The 16,841-nt window shown below is 52.5% G+C and carries 18 protein-coding genes; 9 read left to right on the top strand and 9 right to left on the bottom strand.

Features of this window, described 5'->3' with window-relative positions:
• Window positions 1–106 precede the first annotated feature (106 nt).
• The 6 genes from leuC to FW415_RS17245 all read left to right on the top strand — a co-directional run bounded on the left by leuC (window position 107) and on the right by FW415_RS17245 (window position 7,087).
• Window positions 107–1,516 (top strand): 3-isopropylmalate dehydratase large subunit, encoded by a 1,410-nt coding sequence (gene leuC / locus FW415_RS17270; RefSeq protein WP_148387552.1) that lies wholly within the window; start codon window positions 107–109, stop codon window positions 1,514–1,516.
• 119 nt (window positions 1,517–1,635) lie between these two features.
• Window positions 1,636–2,232, top strand: a complete 597-nt coding sequence (gene leuD / locus FW415_RS17265; RefSeq protein WP_148387549.1) for a 3-isopropylmalate dehydratase small subunit — start codon at window positions 1,636–1,638, stop codon at window positions 2,230–2,232.
• Window positions 2,233–2,248: 16 nt separating this feature from the next.
• Complete coding sequence (locus FW415_RS17260; RefSeq protein WP_148387546.1) at window positions 2,249–3,769, top strand: alpha-isopropylmalate synthase regulatory domain-containing protein; 1,521 nt, start codon at window positions 2,249–2,251, stop codon at window positions 3,767–3,769.
• Between the two features lie 9 nt (window positions 3,770–3,778).
• Window positions 3,779–4,852 carry a 3-isopropylmalate dehydrogenase gene (leuB, locus tag FW415_RS17255; RefSeq protein WP_148387544.1) on the top strand — a complete coding sequence of 358 codons (1,074 nt, stop codon included), beginning with the start codon at window positions 3,779–3,781 and terminating at the stop codon, window positions 4,850–4,852.
• Window positions 4,853–4,910: 58 nt separating this feature from the next.
• Window positions 4,911–5,972 carry an adenylate/guanylate cyclase domain-containing protein gene (locus tag FW415_RS17250; protein ID WP_148387542.1) on the top strand — a complete coding sequence of 354 codons (1,062 nt, stop codon included), beginning with the start codon at window positions 4,911–4,913 and terminating at the stop codon, window positions 5,970–5,972.
• A 53-nt stretch (window positions 5,973–6,025) separates the two neighbouring features.
• Window positions 6,026–7,087, top strand: coding sequence for a VOC family protein (locus tag FW415_RS17245; RefSeq protein WP_148387540.1), 1,062 nt, complete (start codon window positions 6,026–6,028; stop codon window positions 7,085–7,087).
• Here the strand turns inward: FW415_RS17245 and FW415_RS17240 are convergent.
• The 8 genes from FW415_RS17240 to FW415_RS17205 all read right to left on the bottom strand — a co-directional run bounded on the left by FW415_RS17240 (window position 7,053) and on the right by FW415_RS17205 (window position 13,755).
• Complete coding sequence (locus tag FW415_RS17240) at window positions 7,053–8,234, bottom strand: 1-acyl-sn-glycerol-3-phosphate acyltransferase (protein ID WP_148387538.1); 1,182 nt, start codon at window positions 8,232–8,234, stop codon at window positions 7,053–7,055. The genes FW415_RS17245 and FW415_RS17240 overlap by 35 nt on opposite strands.
• Before the next feature lie 206 nt (window positions 8,235–8,440).
• Complete coding sequence (locus tag FW415_RS17235; RefSeq protein ID WP_148387536.1) at window positions 8,441–9,046, bottom strand: TIGR04282 family arsenosugar biosynthesis glycosyltransferase; 606 nt, start codon at window positions 9,044–9,046, stop codon at window positions 8,441–8,443.
• 5 nt (window positions 9,047–9,051) lie between these two features.
• Window positions 9,052–10,110 carry an arsenosugar biosynthesis radical SAM (seleno)protein ArsS gene (gene arsS, locus FW415_RS17230; RefSeq protein ID WP_371416997.1) on the bottom strand — a complete coding sequence of 353 codons (1,059 nt, stop codon included), beginning with the start codon at window positions 10,108–10,110 and terminating at the stop codon, window positions 9,052–9,054.
• A gap of 13 nt (window positions 10,111–10,123) precedes the next feature.
• Complete coding sequence (locus tag FW415_RS17225) at window positions 10,124–10,459, bottom strand: arsenosugar biosynthesis-associated peroxidase-like protein (protein WP_148387532.1); 336 nt, start codon at window positions 10,457–10,459, stop codon at window positions 10,124–10,126.
• Between the two features lie 2 nt (window positions 10,460–10,461).
• Window positions 10,462–11,154 carry a DUF547 domain-containing protein gene (locus tag FW415_RS17220; protein WP_168208857.1) on the bottom strand — a complete coding sequence of 231 codons (693 nt, stop codon included), beginning with the start codon at window positions 11,152–11,154 and terminating at the stop codon, window positions 10,462–10,464.
• A 201-nt stretch (window positions 11,155–11,355) separates the two neighbouring features.
• On the bottom strand, window positions 11,356–12,159 hold the full coding sequence (locus FW415_RS17215) for an SDR family oxidoreductase (protein ID WP_148387528.1): 804 nt from the start codon (window positions 12,157–12,159) through the stop codon (window positions 11,356–11,358).
• Window positions 12,160–12,858, bottom strand: a complete 699-nt coding sequence (locus FW415_RS17210; RefSeq protein WP_168208856.1) for a TIGR04283 family arsenosugar biosynthesis glycosyltransferase — start codon at window positions 12,856–12,858, stop codon at window positions 12,160–12,162.
• Window positions 12,859–12,984: 126 nt separating this feature from the next.
• Window positions 12,985–13,755, bottom strand: coding sequence for a phosphosulfolactate synthase (locus FW415_RS17205; protein WP_148389975.1), 771 nt, complete (start codon window positions 13,753–13,755; stop codon window positions 12,985–12,987).
• Window positions 13,756–13,814: 59 nt separating this feature from the next.
• On the opposite strand from FW415_RS17205, the gene FW415_RS17200 reads away from it, so the two are divergent.
• Window positions 13,815–14,600, top strand: coding sequence for a transglutaminase family protein (locus tag FW415_RS17200; RefSeq protein WP_148387524.1), 786 nt, complete (start codon window positions 13,815–13,817; stop codon window positions 14,598–14,600).
• Window positions 14,601–14,602: 2 nt separating this feature from the next.
• Here the strand turns inward: FW415_RS17200 and FW415_RS17195 are convergent, their stop codons facing one another.
• Window positions 14,603–14,965, bottom strand: a complete 363-nt coding sequence (locus tag FW415_RS17195) for a hypothetical protein (RefSeq protein WP_148387522.1) — start codon at window positions 14,963–14,965, stop codon at window positions 14,603–14,605.
• Window positions 14,966–15,133: 168 nt separating this feature from the next.
• Here FW415_RS17195 and FW415_RS17190 point away from each other — a divergent pair, with 168 nt between their 5' ends.
• Both FW415_RS17190 and FW415_RS17185 read left to right on the top strand, forming a co-directional pair.
• A complete protein-coding gene (locus tag FW415_RS17190) occupies window positions 15,134–15,919 on the top strand; it encodes a hypothetical protein (RefSeq protein ID WP_210420723.1) in 786 nt (261 codons plus the stop codon).
• Between the two features lie 37 nt (window positions 15,920–15,956).
• Window positions 15,957–16,781, top strand: coding sequence for an SGNH/GDSL hydrolase family protein (locus FW415_RS17185; protein ID WP_148387518.1), 825 nt, complete (start codon window positions 15,957–15,959; stop codon window positions 16,779–16,781).
• Window positions 16,782–16,841: the final 60 nt, after the last annotated feature.

Genomic DNA, 16,841 nt, shown 5'->3' with positions numbered 1-16,841 from the left:
AATATTAACCGTCTTTCGACTGCCATATTAGAAAAAATCAGACAAAAAAGCAGAATTTATGGACAAATTTTAAGAATTTTGCCATTACCTTTTAAATTATGAAAAAATGAGCAAAATACCCACTACATTATTTGACAAAGTATGGGATGCGCATGTGGTCAGGAAAATTGAAGACGGACCAGATGTGTTTTTTATCGACCGGCATTTTATCCACGAAGTAACGAGCCCTGTAGCATTTCTGGGGTTAGAGAACAGGAAGGTGAAGGTGATGTTCCCCGAGAAAACATTTGCTACGGCCGATCACAATACACCTACCATCAACCAGCACTTACCGGTGCAGGACCCGCTTTCCGCCAATCAGCTGAAAGCCCTGGAAACCAATTCCGCCAAATACGGCATCTCCCACTGGGGGCTGGGTAATCCCAAGAACGGCATTGTACATGTGGTAGGCCCGGAGAACGGCATCACCCTCCCGGGTATGACCATTGTTTGCGGGGACTCACATACCTCCACCCATGGCGCTTTTGGCGCTATCGCATTTGGTATCGGCACCTCTGAAGTGGAAATGGTGCTGTCCTCCCAATGCATCATGCAGCCCAAGCCTAAGAAAATGCGCATCAATGTGAATGGCCAGCTGGATAAAGGTGTTACATCCAAAGATGTGGTGCTGTACATCATCTCGCAACTCACAGCGGCAGGCGCCACAGGATACTTTGTGGAATTCGCGGGTGAAGTGTTCAGGAACATGAGCATGGAAGGCCGTATGACCGTGTGCAATATGAGCATTGAAATGGGCGCCCGTGGCGGTATGATCGCTCCGGACGAAACCACCTTCGCTTATATTAAAGGTCGTGATAAAGCGCCGAAGGGCGAAGCCTGGGATAAAGCGCTGGCTTACTGGAAAACGCTGAAGACGGATGAAGGCGCGGTTTTCGACATCGAATACAACTACAACGCGGCAGATATAGAACCCATGATCACCTACGGCACCAATCCAGGTATGGGCATGGGCATCACCCAACACATCCCTGTTGCGGCCGACACCGGCGGCAGCAAAGCCAGCTACGAAAAGTCCCTGGAATACATGGGTTTTCACGAAAAAGAAGGAATGCTGGGCAAGAAAGTAGACTACGTATTTATCGGCAGCTGTACCAATGGCCGTATTGAGGACTTCCGCGCTTTTGCCGCTATCGTTAAAGGCCGGAAAAAGGCGGACCATGTTACGGCCTGGATCGTGCCCGGCTCGCATATCGTGGAACAGCAGATCAAGGAAGAAGGCATACTGGATATATTGACAGAGGCGGGTTTCCAGCTCCGCCAACCGGGTTGTTCCGCTTGTCTCGCTATGAATGACGACAAGATACCCGCAGGCAAATACGCGGTGAGCACCAGCAACCGGAACTTCGAAGGCCGCCAGGGCCCCGGCTCCCGGACGATGCTGGCAAGCCCCCTCGTAGCCGCAGCTGCAGCCGTAACCGGTGTGGTAACGGACCCACGGGTGCTGCTGGCGGACTGATCCGGCTGCATGGCGGCAGGCCGGGCTTGGAACACCGGCAGGCAACAGGCACCAACCGGAAATGCGGGCGGTTTCCAACGCCCCGATATCTGAAAATTCATAAAAACGATCAACTCATCATGGCTTACGATAAATTCACGATTTTAAAAAGCTCCGCTGTTCCGATGCCCATCGAGAATGTGGACACCGACCAGATCATCCCCGCGCGCTTTCTGAAAGCAACCGAACGCAAAGGCTTTGGGGACAACCTGTTCCGCGACTGGCGGTATAATACGGACGGCACTCCCAAGCCCGATTTTGTGCTCAATAATCCCATCTATTCCGGCAAAATACTGGTGGGCGGCAAGAATTTCGGCAGCGGCAGCAGCCGGGAGCACGCAGCCTGGGCGATATACGACTACGGGTTCCGTTGCGTCGTGTCCAGCTTCTTTGCGGATATCTTCAAGAATAATTCCCTGAACATCGGCATACTGCCCGTTACCGTCAGCCCGGCGTTCCTGGACAAGATCTCCACGGCCATCGAGGCCGATCCGGCTACGGAACTGGAAGTGAACCTGCCGGAACAAAAGATCACCATCCTGGCAACAGGAGAAAGCGAATCATTCGATATCAACAGCTACAAAAAACATAACCTCACAAACGGTTTTGACGATATCGATTATCTCCAGGCGATGAAAGACGAGATACAGTCATTCGCCGCAAAGAGTTTGTATTAAAACAGCCTTCAAGACTATGCCAGTCCAGCGTTATGTAGAGATCATGGATACCACGCTCCGCGATGGTGAGCAGACCAGCGGCGTTTCTTTTTCTCCGTTAGAAAAACTGACCATTGCCCAGCTTTTACTCACCGAAGTAAAGGTAGACCGCATTGAAATAGCCTCCGCCCGTGTGTCCGAAGGAGAATTTGCCGCGGTAAAGGCCATTACCAAATGGGCCAAAGCCAAGGGTTTCCTGAACAGGGTAGAGGTGCTCACCTTTGTGGATGGCGCCGTTTCCGTAGAATGGATGCAGAAGGCCGGTGCAAAGGTCATGAATCTCCTCACCAAAGGTTCGCTCAACCACCTGACGCATCAGCTGAAGAAAAAACCCGAGCAGCATTTCGAGGAAGTGGCCGCAGTGATCGTCCTTGCGCAGAAAAAAGGACTGGAATGCAATGTTTACCTGGAGGACTGGAGCAATGGTATGCGCCATTCCCGGGATTATGTATTCCAATACCTGGATTTCCTGCAGCAGCAACCCGTTAAAAGGGTCATGCTGCCGGATACCCTCGGTGTGCTGGTGCCTTCTGAAGTGCAGGAATACGTTACCGCCATCGTACAGCGCTATCCTGCACTGCATTTCGATTTTCATGCGCATAACGATTACGATCTTGGTACCGCCAATGTGCTGGAAGGCGTAAAAGCCGGTGCGCATGGCATTCACTTGACCATCAACGGGATGGGAGAAAGGGCAGGGAATGCGCCGCTGGCCAGCGCCATCGCTGTGCTGCATGATTTTATGCCGGAAGTGAAGACCGCCGTGGCCGAAAAATCGCTCTATCATGTGAGCAAGCTTGTAGAAACCTTCTCCGGCTTCCGCATACCGGCCAACAAGCCCGTGGTGGGAGAGAACGTATTCACGCAAACGGCCGGCATCCATGCGGATGGCGATAAAAAGAACAAGCTCTATTTCAGCGATCTGATGCCCGAGCGTTTCGGGCGCCAGCGCAAATACGCCCTGGGCAAAACCAGCGGCAAGGCCAATATCGAAAATAACCTGCAGCAGCTGGGCATCCAGCTTTCCGAACCTGATCTGAAAAAGGTCACACAACGGATCATTGAACTGGGCGACCGCAAGGAAATGGTGACCCAGGCGGACCTGCCTTACATTATCTCCGATATTCTGGACAGCAGCCGCTTCGACGAAAAAGTGCAGATACAGGATTACGTGCTCACCCATTCCAAAAACCTCCAGCCTTCCGTGACGATAAAGATCTCCGTGCAGGGAGAACTGTTTGAGGAACATGCCCCGGGAGACGGTCAATATGACGCCTTTATGAACGCCCTGAAAAAGGTGTACAAAAGAAGGAAACAGGAATTGCCCCTGCTGGCGGATTATGCGGTGCGCATACCGCCCGGCGGCAAAAGCGATGCCTTGTGCGAAACCATCATCACCTGGAGCTTTTCCGGCAAGGAATTCAAAACAAGGGGGCTGGACAGTGATCAGACCGTTTCGGCGATCAAGGCCACACAAAAAATGTTGAATCTCATCTAATACACCTTTATGGCAAGCAAACATATTTTAATTGTTCCGGGAGACGGAATTGGACAGGAAGTAACCGCAGTCGGCAAAAAAGTGCTGGACAGGATAGCGGCAAAGTTCGGGCATACCTTTACGTATGATGAAGCATTGATCGGGCATGTTGCCATTGAGGCTACGGGAAATCCCCTGCCGGATGAGTCCCTCGAGAAAATGAGGAAGTCCGATGCCGTGCTGTTCGGTGCGGTAGGCCATCCGAAATACGATAACGATCCCTCCGCCAAAGTACGGCCGGAGCAGGGTTTGCTCAGAATGCGGAAAGAACTTGGCCTGTATGCCAACCTCCGCCCCATCAAACTGTTCGATGAGCTGCTGGACGCTTCCAGCATCAAACCGGAGATACTGAAAGGCGCGGACATCCTTTTCTTCCGGGAGCTGACCGGTGATATTTATTTTGGTGAAAAAGGCAGGAAGAACGATGGTGATACCGCTTACGATATTGCAGAATACAGCCGTTATGAAGTAGAGCGCATCGCCCGCAAGGCATTTGATGCCGCAAGGACCAGGCGCAAAAAGCTGTGCTCGGTAGACAAGGCCAATGTGATCGAAACCTCCCGGCTCTGGCGGGAAGTGGTGCAGAAGGTTGCGCTGGAATACCCTGATGTGGAGGTAGAACATCAGTTCGTAGATGCTACCGCCATGCTGCTGATCAAAGATCCCCGCCGTTTTGATGTGGTGGTGACCGCCAATCTCTTTGGCGATATCCTGACGGACGAAGCGTCCCAGATCGCCGGTTCCATGGGCATGCTCGCTTCCGCATCGATCGGTGACGGTACGGGCGTATATGAGCCTATTCACGGTTCTGCGCATGATATTACCGGCAAAGGCGTTGCCAATCCGCTGGCATCCATCCTGTCCGCCGCCCTGCTGCTGGATATTTCCTTCGGCCTGAAAGCGGAATCGGATGCTGTGATCAATGCGGTGGACCAGGTGCTCAAAGCTGGTTTCCGCACGCGGGACATTGCCAACAGCCAGACGCCCGCCGATAAAATACTCGGTACGGCGGCTATAGGCGAAGAGGTGCTGAAGCTGATCTGACGTTCAAGAAATGTTGCCTGTCCGCATTTTTCTTTAATTTAAGGCAGAACCTTGATCCATGAAGAGAAGTACTGTTTATAAATTCAGGCAACTTTCCATTGTCATCGCCACCTGGCTGATAGCGGGATTTATTATTGCTGTGTACGAACACTTTGTGTTGCATACCAATCATTCGGCCGGGCCTGCGCCCGGCTATTCTTTTCTGGTGTCTGTGCTGATGAATATGGGCACTGGCCTCATCGGTGCGCTGGTGGGCGGTAGTCTCCTTGTTTTTTATGTGAACGTCCGCTTCCGGGACAGCTCTTATGGCGCAACGGTAATGGTGGTGATGTTGTCATTTGCCGGCGTGGTTTTCCTGGTGAACATCGTGATGCGGGCCTTCATGGAAGAGCCGGATATGTACCGCCTTTTCAAGAACAGTCTCGTTTGGGCCGTGATACTGGCCATCACACAATTGTTCCTGCAGATCAACAGCAAGTTCGGGCAGGGCGTATTCTGGAATTTCCTCCGCGGAAAATACAGCACGCCCAGGGAGGAGCGCAGGATATTCATGTTCCTCGACCTCAATTCCTCCACGACCATTGCCGAACAGCTGGGTGATAAAAAGTATCATGCCTTTCTCAAAGACCTTTTTTCCGATATCACCAATCCTATCCTGGACAGCAAAGGGGAGATATACCAGTATGTGGGTGATGAGGTGATCGTGGCCTGGAAGTACGGTAATGGCATCGATAACATCCGGTGTATCCGGTGTTTCTTTGATATAAAGGAGCGCCTGCGGCAGCTGGAGGGAAAGTACAAAGCGGAATACGGCCTGGCGCCTTCCTTCAAGGCCGGCATCCACTGCGGAAAAGTGGTGGCCGGTGAAATAGGCATCATCAAGCGGGATATCACCTATTCCGGTGATGTACTGAACACGACCTCCCGTATCCAGAGCATGTGCAGGGAGTTCAATGAAGAAGTGATCGTATCGGCTGACCTGATGGCGGAACTACGGCTGACGGCGCATTATGCGGTGCAAACGCTGGGCACTATCCGGCTGAAAGGCAAGCAGAAGGAAATGCAGCTTGTGGCATTACGCCTGGCGCAACGCGGCGGGAATGTTCCGGGAACAGTATAAATCGCTTTTTATTTTGTTTTGCTGGTAATTTTTTTCTGTTATCTTTAAAGCATATGGGGAAATTTATTACTGGTATTCAACAGGTGGGCATTGGTGTGAAAGATGCCTGTGAAGCGAAACATCTTTACAAAGTCCTTTTCGGGATGGATGTACTGATCTTTGAAGATAAGGCTGCGGCTGCTCTGATGACCCGTTACACCGGCACAGAAGTACACCACAGACATGCGATCCTGTCACTCAACATGGCCGGTGGCGGTGGATTCGAGATATGGCAGTTCACTTCCAGAGAGCCTGTTACCAGGGCCGTGCTTCCCCGGTTGGGAGATCTGGGCATTTTTGCCGTAAAGATCAAATCCCGGAACGTGCCAACGGCGCATAAATATTTCAGCTCATTGAGTAATGTGCAGCTTTCCGATATCTATACTTCTCCCGACGATCGCCCTCATTTCTGGCTGACGGACCCCTACGGCAATCATTTCAATATCGTAGAAGGCGATGAATGGTTCAAGACCGATAAAGGCATCTGCGGCGGCGTGGTTGGCGCGGTGATCGGGGTGAGTGATATGGACAAGGCCCTGCACTTCTACCGGTCCGTGCTGGGGATCGACGAAGTGGTCTACAGCGGGGAGGCGCCCATGCAGGATGTTCCCCAGGGACAGGCCTCCGGCGAAACCTGCAAGCGTGTGCTGCTGAAAAAACAGGTGGCCAACAAAGGGGCGTTCAGCAAATTGCTCGGCGCCGTACAGATAGAACTGATCCAGAATACGGTGATCAGTCCGCAAAAGATCTATGATAACCGCTACTGGGGAGATTGCGGCTTCATTCATATCTGTTTCGATGCACTGGATATGGATGGCCTGAAATCCGATTCCACGAAGGCAGGATACTGTTTTACCGTAGATAGCGCCAACTCGTTCGATATGGGGGAGGCAGCAGGACGGTTCTGCTATGTGGAAGACCCGGACGGTACCCTGATAGAACTGGTGGAAACTCATAAGGTACCTGTGCTGAAAAAATTCGGCTGGTATCTCAATCTTAAAAAGAGAAAGGAAAAAGGCGATAAACGGCTGCCGGACTGGGTTATCGGGATGATGGCGCTGAATAAAATACGTTAACGAAAGCGCGGCCGTCTTCCCGGGAGTACAACCGGAGGAAGTTGACACTGCGGTTCAGGCAATCCAGCCAGATTAATGTGGTCCAGGCCAGAAAAGGAATGAAAAGCAGCACATACCAGTGATCCAGCCATATCATTCCCGCAATATTCAAAAGCATCCAGTATAAAGGATAGGTAAGCAACAGCAAGCCAAACAGCACGGAATCGTAAAAAACGGTTCCGTTTGTTTTTTGTACCACAAACCGTTTTACCAAAAGATAGCAGGGGATATGGAGTATCCACCCTGCGGCGGCGGGCAACAGCAGTAAAATGATCCCTGCCAGGTCCGCCGCAAAAGAGGCGGTATTGGCAGGGGAAAGCGCCGGAGGTTTCAGCTGTGCCACGACCTTTTCCGCCTGGTGCGGTGATATTCTGGCCTGTATGTCTTTCAGCGATGTTATCGTATGGCTGGAGCCGGGTATACGGGTATGATTGCTGATCAGCATCTGTGCCAGCTCATCATTACCGTGGGCGGAAAGCACACTGTGCTGCAGCTGCGCGGTCAGCAAGGTGTTGAAATGAAGTATGCGTTCGCTCATGGAAAGCGTCGCTGGTATGTCTTCTTCCCTGATCTTTTCCCCGAAATGCACCAGTATCCTTTTTCCGAATCCGGAGAAGGAATTGTAATTCAGTCCCACCGGCAGCACCGCACAGTTCCTGGCCAGGATTGGATTCTTCCATGCCTCCAGCGCGATCCTGGCCGTGCCTTTCTTCAATGGCCGGAGGTCCCATTGGTTCTTGCAAAGCCCTTCGGAGAATATCAGCAGAATACCGCCCTGCAGCAGCACATCCTGACAGCGCTCGAAAGTGCTGTCGTTCAGGGCGAGGTATTCCCGGCCTTCGCTCAGCCGGTAGATCGGGATCATCCGGAGGGCAGATAGGAACTTGCGCACCAGCGGCTTGCGGAAGGCATCCCCGCGCGCGAGGAAATGTACCGGCCGCTCAAACAGACTGCCGAGCAGAATGGCATCAAAAAATGAATTGGGATGATTGCAGGCCAGGATCAACGGCCCCTCGCTTTTCAGCAATGCCCTGTCACTGAAGGTAACCTGCCGGCAAAAAAGCTTCAGGGCGAGGCGTGACAGGATTTTTACGAATGCATACAGCAAATGAAAGGATTTAGCTTAATCTGATCGCACATATTTCTACGCAGTCAATATATAGCAATTCATGGATATTATCATGTTTCCCGCGCAAAATCCTGCCGGGCCGTTTTGCACGCACCCCGGTAGTGTCAGGCTGGCATCCGCCGTTGTCCGCTGCTTAACGGCACACATCTTTGGTTGTTTCGCGATAACGATGCATCGTGTTTTTTTCAGAGAAGCAGCTTCTTCCTCAGTTCCGCCGGAATATCAGTGGCTTCGTCCACATCGCTCAGGGTGGGCAGCAGCGTATAATCCCATCCCAGGGCCTGCACGCTTTGCAGGGTGTCACTCATGACGCTGCCGGTGCTCCATCTTTTATTTTCAAAAAGGGAAGGGGCGAAGGCCCGCATTCCCAGCAGGTAATACCCGCCGTCGGTAGATGGGCCGGCCACTACCCGGGAGGATTGGAGTGATGAAAACGCAGTGTCAATAACAGCCGTACCCAGTGCAAAACAATCGCTGCCGATGATGGCGATATGCTGGTACCCTGCTGCAAAAAGCTCCCGGAAAGCCTGTTGCATCCTTTCTCCCAGATCTCCGTCAGCCTGTGCTCTCTTTTGGTAAACAGCAGCATCCCACAGATCGTTCTCCTGAGTTCCATCCGCATAAAAAACAAACTTGTCTGCCTGTACAGGCCGGGTGATGGCAGCAGTATGCACCAGCAGCTCCCTGTAGACGGCAAGAGCCGTTTCTTCTCCCAATGTGGCGGCTATACGGGTCTTTACCCTGCCGAGGACGGGATGGCGAACGAAAATGATCAGCGCTTTTTTGTGCATATGATTTATTTGGTTACCGTGCCGCCGCAGCTGGAACCGGCGCCGGCAGTACATCCGTAGCAATGCTGGTTGACGACGATCTCCCGATGCTGCAGTGCTGCCATATTCCATGTGGAAAGGTGGCGGGAGTTTTCACAGGCTACTTCCAGGTCGAGCATCTGGTTGAAATCGCAGTCATACAGCTGTCCGTCCCAGCCCACGGAGATCGTGTTGCGGCACATGACGCTGTGCGCCGCGGCGGGATTGAATGCCCGCACCAGCTTGTCCATATACTGCTCATAATTGCCGGAAACCACCAGATAATCCAGGTACCGGCTGATGGGCATGTTGGTGATGGCGTACAACTGGTTGAATGATATGCCGAAGCGTTTGAGCAGCTCCGTTTTGTATTCTTTTTCCAGGGTTTCCTGCGCAGGGGGCAGGAAGGCTCCGGCGGGATTATAGACGAGATTCAGCTGCAGCCCGGTATCCGGCATGCCGTACCCGGCTTCGTTGAGCAGCTGCAGCGCCCGGATGGAGGCATCAAATACACCATCCCCGCGCTGGCGGTCTGTTCTGTCCTGCGTGAAATAGGGCAGGGAAGAGACCACTTCTATGCGGTGTTCCCGGAAGAATTGCGGCAGATCAAAGAACCGTTTGTTGGACAAAATGATGGTGAGATTGCAACGTACGATCACATGCCGGCCGAGTTGCCGGATGTTCTCCACAAACCAGCGGAAATCCGGATTCAGCTCGGGAGCGCCGCCGGTGAGGTCTACCGTTTGCAGGGAAGGGTTTGCTGCCAGTACATCCAGACAAAGCTGCATGGTTTCCCGGGTCATGATCTCCTTCCTGTCCGGCCCCGCATCTACATGGCAGTGTTTGCAGACCTGGTTGCACATCTTGCCCACGTTCACCTGGAATATGGTGATCTCCGAAGGGCGGAGCGGGTAAAGCTCTTCTGCCCTGAGCTTGTCGCTGAACAGCGGCAGGGTATGGTCCGTACCGTTCTCCAGCACCGCGATCTGTGCGGTGGAGCTGGCCAATTGATGATGAAGCGCTTTCAGTGATTTCATGCATTTCATTTACGGGTCAGGCCTACATCGAAATGGCTTTGGTTTTATTCATCATCTGCACGCCGTGTACCAGCGCGGCGCCGCCTTTGATGGCAGCGGCCACATGAACGGCTTCCATCATTTGCGTTTCGCTCCATCCCTTTTCAAAGGCGTCAGCGCTGTAGGCATCGATGCAATACGGACATTGCACCGCGTGGGACACCGCCAGCGCGATCAGGGATTTCTCCTTTGCAGTAAGCGCGCTGTCTTTGAATACTTCGCCATACCAGCCAAAGAATTTATCTGCCAGCTCTTGCTGATATTCGCCAATGGCGGTGAATTTTTGCAGGTCTGCTGCATCGTAGTAATGATTAGCCATGTTTATTCGCTTTTATAGTTTTGCAGGAACAATTCCCAATCGTAAGCTTTGAACCTGATTGCCGGCTTGCTGGCCGGAGGGATGATCTCCATGAGCTTCAGCAATGTGCGCATACTGTCTTTGCCGCCAAAATCGCGCCGGAACCAGCCCATGATGGCGGGAACTTCCACAATATTGTCCTCCGGCCGCCAGTTGCATTCCCCTCTCAGGTACACGGTAGTAGCAATATCAAGCTGCCGGCCAAGTCCCTCCGGTTTGTAGTAGGCGATAGGGGGACAGCTCTTTGCCCCGCAGTTCAGCGCGAAATGAATGCGCCAGTCGAGTTTCTTCACCCGGTTCCTTTTTTCGAAGCGGGAAGGAAATGGCTTGTTCAGGTAGCCGAGGCTCCATTTTATCTTCGAGCGGCGGAGCAGATCATGTTCCACATCATCAAGGCTCAGCATATGGCCGGCAATGGCGATCTGTTTGCTTCTGAAGAACCGGTTGCGGTTGCTATACTGTTCCGGCTCATCACGCAGGATGATCTGCGTATAGGCGTTATAGATATTTATCCAGAATGCCTTTTTCTGCTCGTCCGATTGCAGTTGTTCCAGTGCTTTTTCATGAATGTTTTTAAGGATATGGGTGAATGTATCTACCGGCTCGCCGGTTCTTGCCGCATACAGCAGTTCCTGCGAAATTTCCACCAGGCTCATTTCCGAATTGGTTTTGTTGATTTGATCAAATGGGGGGCGTTCATTTGCCTGGAATAGCAACAGGCATAATGCAACTGTCATCTTCATATAGCTATGTACGGCACGCGTCATCCGGCGGTTTTCCCGAAGATCGTTTATTCCGTGCTCCCGGCCATTGGTCCGGGAAGATATGTTTGAAAGTGGAGGACAAACTGTTTTGTCTTACCCCTCTTTCAATCCTGCTTTTCTGGCGATGCGGTAATACAGCGGCGGGCACCATTTGTGGAACCACCAGAGTATCCGTTCACTGCGGGCGATAACGATGTGATGCTGCTGCCTGGCGATGGCGCGGAGTATTTTTTGCGCGCATACGGTCACGGGGATGCCGTTCTGCTGGCCGGCGTCCATCTTGTTATGCGGTTTGCCGGAGGCGGTAAGGGCGTTGAGGGAGATTGGCGTCTGAATGCGTCCGGGGCTGACGATGGTGGCATAAAAGCCGGGGATGGAGTGTTCTACCTGCAGCGTTTCAAAATATCCTTTCAATGCATGCTTGGCCGCGGCGTAAGCAGTACGCTGCGGAAAGCCCATTAGTCCGGCCATGCTGCTGAGAACGGCTACCTGCCCGGTTTTCCTGGCCCTGAAGTGCGGCAGCAGCAATTTTGTGAGGTTAACGGGACTGAAGAAATTGATCTCCATAATGCGGCGGTCCACTTCCGGCGAGGTATCTTCCGCAAAGGCCCGTTGCGTGATACCGGCATTGTTGATCAGGATGTCGATGTGCCCGTAGGTTTGCAGCGCCTGTTGCACCAGTCCGTCCAGATGCGCCGCATCCGTCAGGTCTGCCGGAAGTACGGTACAGCGGGTGGTGTATTGCAGGCAGTGGCGTTGTATCTCCTGCAGGGCTTCCTGGTTGCGGGCGCTGAGAATGAGCGCAGCCTGCTGTTTTGAAAGCTGGATGGCCAGTTCCGCACCAATGCCGGAAGAAGCCCCTGTGATCCAGACCACTTTATCAGTATAGAATTCCATTCAAATGTCTTTGGGATGACGGATCATCCGGTGGTAAACCTGTTTGATGGCCGCGGGTTCCGCACCCTGCCTGAACATCCGGAAAGCGGTCAGATTGGCGCGCTGCACGGCCCACCAGCTGTTATGCTCGTATTTGCGGGCGGATACCAGCACATCTTTCTGTATCACGGTATATTTCGCCGTTTTCCTGGCCCTGGCTACAAGATCGTATTCTTCCATGATAATGAATCGTTCGTTGTATCCGCCATGCTGCCCGAAAACATCCCTGCGGATGAACAATGTTTCATCCCCTCCGCTGACCCAGGTCCGGTCGAAACGCGTAAACCAGGAATTGATCTTCAGCATCAGCCGGGGTGAATCGAACCGGAAGCGGAACCGCCCCATTTCCGCGCCTTCATTGATTGCCTGCATGATATCTCCGGCAAAGGAAGTGGGGGGCAATACGTCCGCATGCACAAAATAGAGGATATCGCCTGTTGCCATCGCCGCGCCGGCATTCATCTGAAAGGCGCGGCTCCTTGCCGCTACAACCGCCACTTTTGCGCCGTTTGCCCTGGCTATGCCGGCAGTATCGTCTTTGCTGGACGCGTCTACCACAATGATCTCCCTTATCAACGCAGCATCGCCTGCATGCAGCCTTTGCAGGCAGCGGGCGATGTTCGGCGCTTCATGAAGTGTGGGAATGATAATGCTGATCACGTTCAGTTGTCCGTTTCCGGCTCAAGATAGGAAATATTTAATGTGTTCCGTGCCGCCGGCGGTTACGGTCCTTTCTTCGCCGGGCACTACCGGCGGCAGGAAAAGTATGCATTTCATGATAGGGATCTATTCCCCATCGAGATAAAAATGAAAGCTGTCGCCGCGCAATCCAACGCGCATGGCTTCCAGGGAAATGATCTCGTTGGGGGCTATATTGCCCAGATTGGCATTGCAGCCGGTCAGTTCCAGGAAGTACAGCTGCTGGCTTTTGAGTGGTGCTTCCCAGATGATCTTTTCTCCCGGTATCTGCGTCAGTATTTCCTGCACCAGTCCTTCCCGCACTTCTCCGGAATCCCGGTAAAGCCCAACGGTGCCGCTTTCCCGGGCTTCGGCCACAATGTATTCGGCGCCGGCTTCCAGTTCTGCCTTCATCAGCTCGATCCATTTATAAGGCGGGGTGATGTGTTCGCGGTCTTTGTCTTTCGACCCTACTTCGCTCAGCACGGTGCCGATCTTCGCCAGTTTCTCGATATATCCGCATTTTTCGGCATGCGGGATGTCCAGCGAACCGTCTGATACTTCCATATGGCTGATGCCGTATTCCCTGATGGTCTTCACATAGTCATCAAACTGGTTGCGGATCAGGAATGCCTCAAACAGCAGTCCGCCGAAAAAAACAGGAATATTGTGGGATTGGTATATCTTGATCTTCTCCCCGAGATTGGGGGTCACATAGGCTGTGCCAAAGGCCAGCTTCACCATATCCACATGCGGCGCCGCGGCGGACATGAAGTTCTTCGTCTCCTGCAGGCTGAGGCCTTTGTCTGTGATCATCGTAAGCCCGTAAGTGCGGGGCTTTTTCGTGCGTTCGGGTATTTTTTCCAGTGTAAAGTTCATGGTCCGTTCTGCTTTATTCAGCATAAAGATATTTAAATTTTAATTCCCTAATTTGCAGCATGCTCATTCAAGCTTCCTGCCTGCTCGATTTTACCTGCACAACCCAGGTACCCACTACATTCATGTTAAGAGCGAGAAGCGGAGTAGGGCAGTTCGTCATCAAAGAGGAGCTGCATACCAGTCCGTTCCGGACAATGACGGAATTTACGGATAACTACGGCAATCTCTGTCAGCGCATCGTGCTGCCGGAAGGGAATTTCAGGATCGAAAGCAGTGTGCTGGCCGATTGCATGCCCACCATCGAAGTAGATCACAATGCCGGATGGACCGCTATCGAATACCTGCCCGATTTTATGCTTCATTACCTTTTGCCGAGCCGGTATTGCGAGTCGGATAAAATGGCGGACCTGGCCGCGGAGATCACCAAAGACTTCAAACAGGGGTATCCCCAGGTGGAAGCGATCCGGCAATGGGTGCATTCCAATATCCGCTACCAGTACGGCACTACGAACAGTTCCACATCGGCATGGGATATCCTGTCTACAAAAACAGGCGTGTGCCGGGATTTTGCGCATCTGGGCATTTCGCTTTGCCGGGCGCTGGATATTCCGGCCAGGATGGTCACCGGTTACCTGTATGGGCTGAAGCCGATGGACCTGCATGCCTGGTTTGAGGCATATCTTGAGGGCCGCTGGTATTGTTTCGATGCCACCCAGACCGAACCGAAAGGCAACAGGATCAATGTGGCTTACGGGCGGGATGCCGCGGATGTGGCATTTGCCAGCCATTTTGGGCCGGTGGTGCTGAACAGGATGGAGGTAAAGGTGGAGGAGAAAGTGATGTGAGGTTATTTTTTTGTGTATTCCCTGAATATCCCTGCTACCAGCTGCCGGTGTACAATGACGGATTGGATCAGCAGCAGCAGGCAGATCCAGTCAATTTTAATTATAATAAACAACCGGATCGTGTACACCGTCGGTGTAAAAGCGGCAATACAGGCCGCACCCATCGCATTCATAAAAAGGGTGGCATAATATCCCGCTTCGCGGTGTATCAACTGTATAATGATCACAATGCCCAGCGTTACCAGCCCTACAATATGGCTTTTCATTAGCATAACTTCTGTAAGGCCTGTTACCAGTAGCAGATAGATGCTGAACAACACCACGGTGAGCAGGGGAATCAGCTTGATGAATCGTTCCGTTGACATAAAGGGATAATTTTATCCCCAAAATACTTATTTTCGCCCCAGATTCTCACAAAAGGAACCATGACATTCACAGTAATGCTTTAATACATCCTCTCTTGTCGTTCTGACACGCTCTCTCCGGCTACCGGAGACGATACTTCTTTTTCTTAAAGCAAAAAAACTACAATCGTGGAAAAACTGAATAACGCGCAAATTCAGCAATTTGTGCAGGATGGTTATGTTCGTCTGGACAATGCATTTTCAACTACACTGGCGAACCAATGCCGGGAAATATTATGGAAGGATACGGGCTGCGATCCCGATGATCCCGCTACATGGACGCAACCGGTGATACGGCTCGGGCAGTATGCGCAGGAGCCATTCCGCGAGGCCGCGAATACGCCCCTGCTGCTGTCCGCTTATGACCAGCTGGCTGGCGCCGGTACCTGGTTTCCCCGTTTTACGATGGGTACTTTTCCGGTCCGTTTTCCCGCTGCGGAGGACCCGGGGGATACGGGCTGGCATGTGGATGTGAGTTTTCCGGGAGAGGACCCGGATGATTTTTTCGCCTGGAGGTCCAATATAAGATCCAGAGGCCGTGCGCTGCTGATGTTATTTCTTTTCTCTGATGTGGAAGCGGATGATGCGCCTACGCGTTTACGGAAAGGATCACACCTCGATGTGGCGAAACTGTTGTTGCCGGCGGGGGAAGCCGGATTGTCCTTCATGGAGCTGGCGGAAAAGCTGGATGTTTCGGCCGGGCGTCCGGAAGCGCTGGCAACAGGCAGGGCCGGTACGGTGTATTTATGTCATCCTTTCATGGCACACGCGGCGCAGCCTCATCATGGCAGGCATCCCCGCTTTCTGGCACAGCCGCCGCTTGCCGCACGGGGGGAGTTTGATGTTTTCCGGGAGGGAGATGATTTTTCTCCTGTGGAAATAGCGATCAGACGGGGTGCGGGATTGGAGAGATAACTATATATTTACGGGAATTATCGCCAATCAACCGAACATGAATAAACTGCTCATCCTCCTGGGGATCATCCTTGCATTCACCTCCTTCGCACCGCGCCAGTTGTCCTGGACGGCCATCGGGGATTCGATCACTTATCTGAACGATCATCCTGATGAGACCGGCCATCGCGTAACCGAAGGGTACCTCAGCCGTGTTACCGGTAAACTGAAGCATATCCGTTACACCAACCAGGGGCATAATGGCTGGACGGCGGTACGGGTGGCAAAGGAGATCGAAAACCTCGGGCTGGAAAAAGCAGATGTCTATTCCGTTTTTCTCGGAACGAACGACTGGTGGGCGGGTCTGCCGCTGGGGACTTTCCAGGACTATCTCGGCAATACGGGTAATGGCACTTTTTATGGTGCTTACCGCACGATCATCAACAAGGTCCGTACACTGAATGAGGGCGCGGCGATCATACTCATCACGCCCATGCAACGGGTGGACTTTGTGTATTTGCAGAACATGAAGAACAACGCCTGGGGTTCGTATAAGGAAAAGAACGGACAGTCGCTGGCCCAATTTGCCGAAGCGGTAAAAATGATCGCAAGGCATGAAGATGTCAGACTGATCGATCTTTACCACCAAAAAAGGATGTCCCTGAAGGACCTGGTGAAGTTCAAACGGCTGAAAGACCCGTCAACCGGAGCATACCGGGATTATCGTTATCCGGATTTTATCGGCGTTCCTTTTGATCCTGAAACAGCGGAATACCCTTATCCCCAGGAAGCCATCGATATCACCTACGATGGTCTTCATCCCTCGGATAAAGGCAACAGGATCATTGCGGATATGTTGGTGAAAGTGATGAGGAAGCTTTAGGAAGATACAAATGAGCTTCGATCATGGTCAGGTAAAAATAGAAAGCCCCCGGGTATCATA

The sequence above is a fragment of the Chitinophaga sp. XS-30 genome (assembly GCF_008086345.1).
Lineage (GTDB): Bacteria > Bacteroidota > Bacteroidia > Chitinophagales > Chitinophagaceae > Chitinophaga.
This window is presented reverse-complemented; position numbering and strand designations above follow the sequence as displayed.

Excerpts from the sequence above, each read along its gene's own strand:
- leuB (WP_148387544.1), top strand. The coding sequence starts at position 3,779 with ATGGCAAGCAAACATATTTTAATTGTTCCGGGAGACGGAATTGGACAG.
- FW415_RS17250 (WP_148387542.1), top strand. The coding sequence starts at position 4,911 with ATGAAGAGAAGTACTGTTTATAAATTCAGGCAACTTTCCATTGTCATC.
- FW415_RS17195 (WP_148387522.1), bottom strand. The coding sequence starts at position 14,965 with ATGTCAACGGAACGATTCATCAAGCTGATTCCCCTGCTCACCGTGGTG.
- FW415_RS17235 (WP_148387536.1), bottom strand. The coding sequence starts at position 9,046 with ATGCACAAAAAAGCGCTGATCATTTTCGTTCGCCATCCCGTCCTCGGC.
- FW415_RS17200 (WP_148387524.1), top strand. The coding sequence starts at position 13,815 with ATGCTCATTCAAGCTTCCTGCCTGCTCGATTTTACCTGCACAACCCAG.
- FW415_RS17185 (WP_148387518.1), top strand. The coding sequence starts at position 15,957 with ATGAATAAACTGCTCATCCTCCTGGGGATCATCCTTGCATTCACCTCC.
- leuC (WP_148387552.1), top strand. The coding sequence starts at position 107 with ATGAGCAAAATACCCACTACATTATTTGACAAAGTATGGGATGCGCAT.
- leuD (WP_148387549.1), top strand. The coding sequence starts at position 1,636 with ATGGCTTACGATAAATTCACGATTTTAAAAAGCTCCGCTGTTCCGATG.
- FW415_RS17245 (WP_148387540.1), top strand. The coding sequence starts at position 6,026 with ATGGGGAAATTTATTACTGGTATTCAACAGGTGGGCATTGGTGTGAAA.
- FW415_RS17225 (WP_148387532.1), bottom strand. The coding sequence starts at position 10,459 with ATGGCTAATCATTACTACGATGCAGCAGACCTGCAAAAATTCACCGCC.
- FW415_RS17205 (WP_148389975.1), bottom strand. The coding sequence starts at position 13,755 with ATGAACTTTACACTGGAAAAAATACCCGAACGCACGAAAAAGCCCCGC.
- FW415_RS17260 (WP_148387546.1), top strand. The coding sequence starts at position 2,249 with ATGCCAGTCCAGCGTTATGTAGAGATCATGGATACCACGCTCCGCGAT.
- arsS (WP_371416997.1), bottom strand. The coding sequence starts at position 10,110 with ATGAAATGCATGAAATCACTGAAAGCGCTTCATCATCAATTGGCCAGC.
- FW415_RS17220 (WP_168208857.1), bottom strand. The coding sequence starts at position 11,154 with ATGAGCCTGGTGGAAATTTCGCAGGAACTGCTGTATGCGGCAAGAACC.
- FW415_RS17215 (WP_148387528.1), bottom strand. The coding sequence starts at position 12,159 with ATGGAATTCTATACTGATAAAGTGGTCTGGATCACAGGGGCTTCTTCC.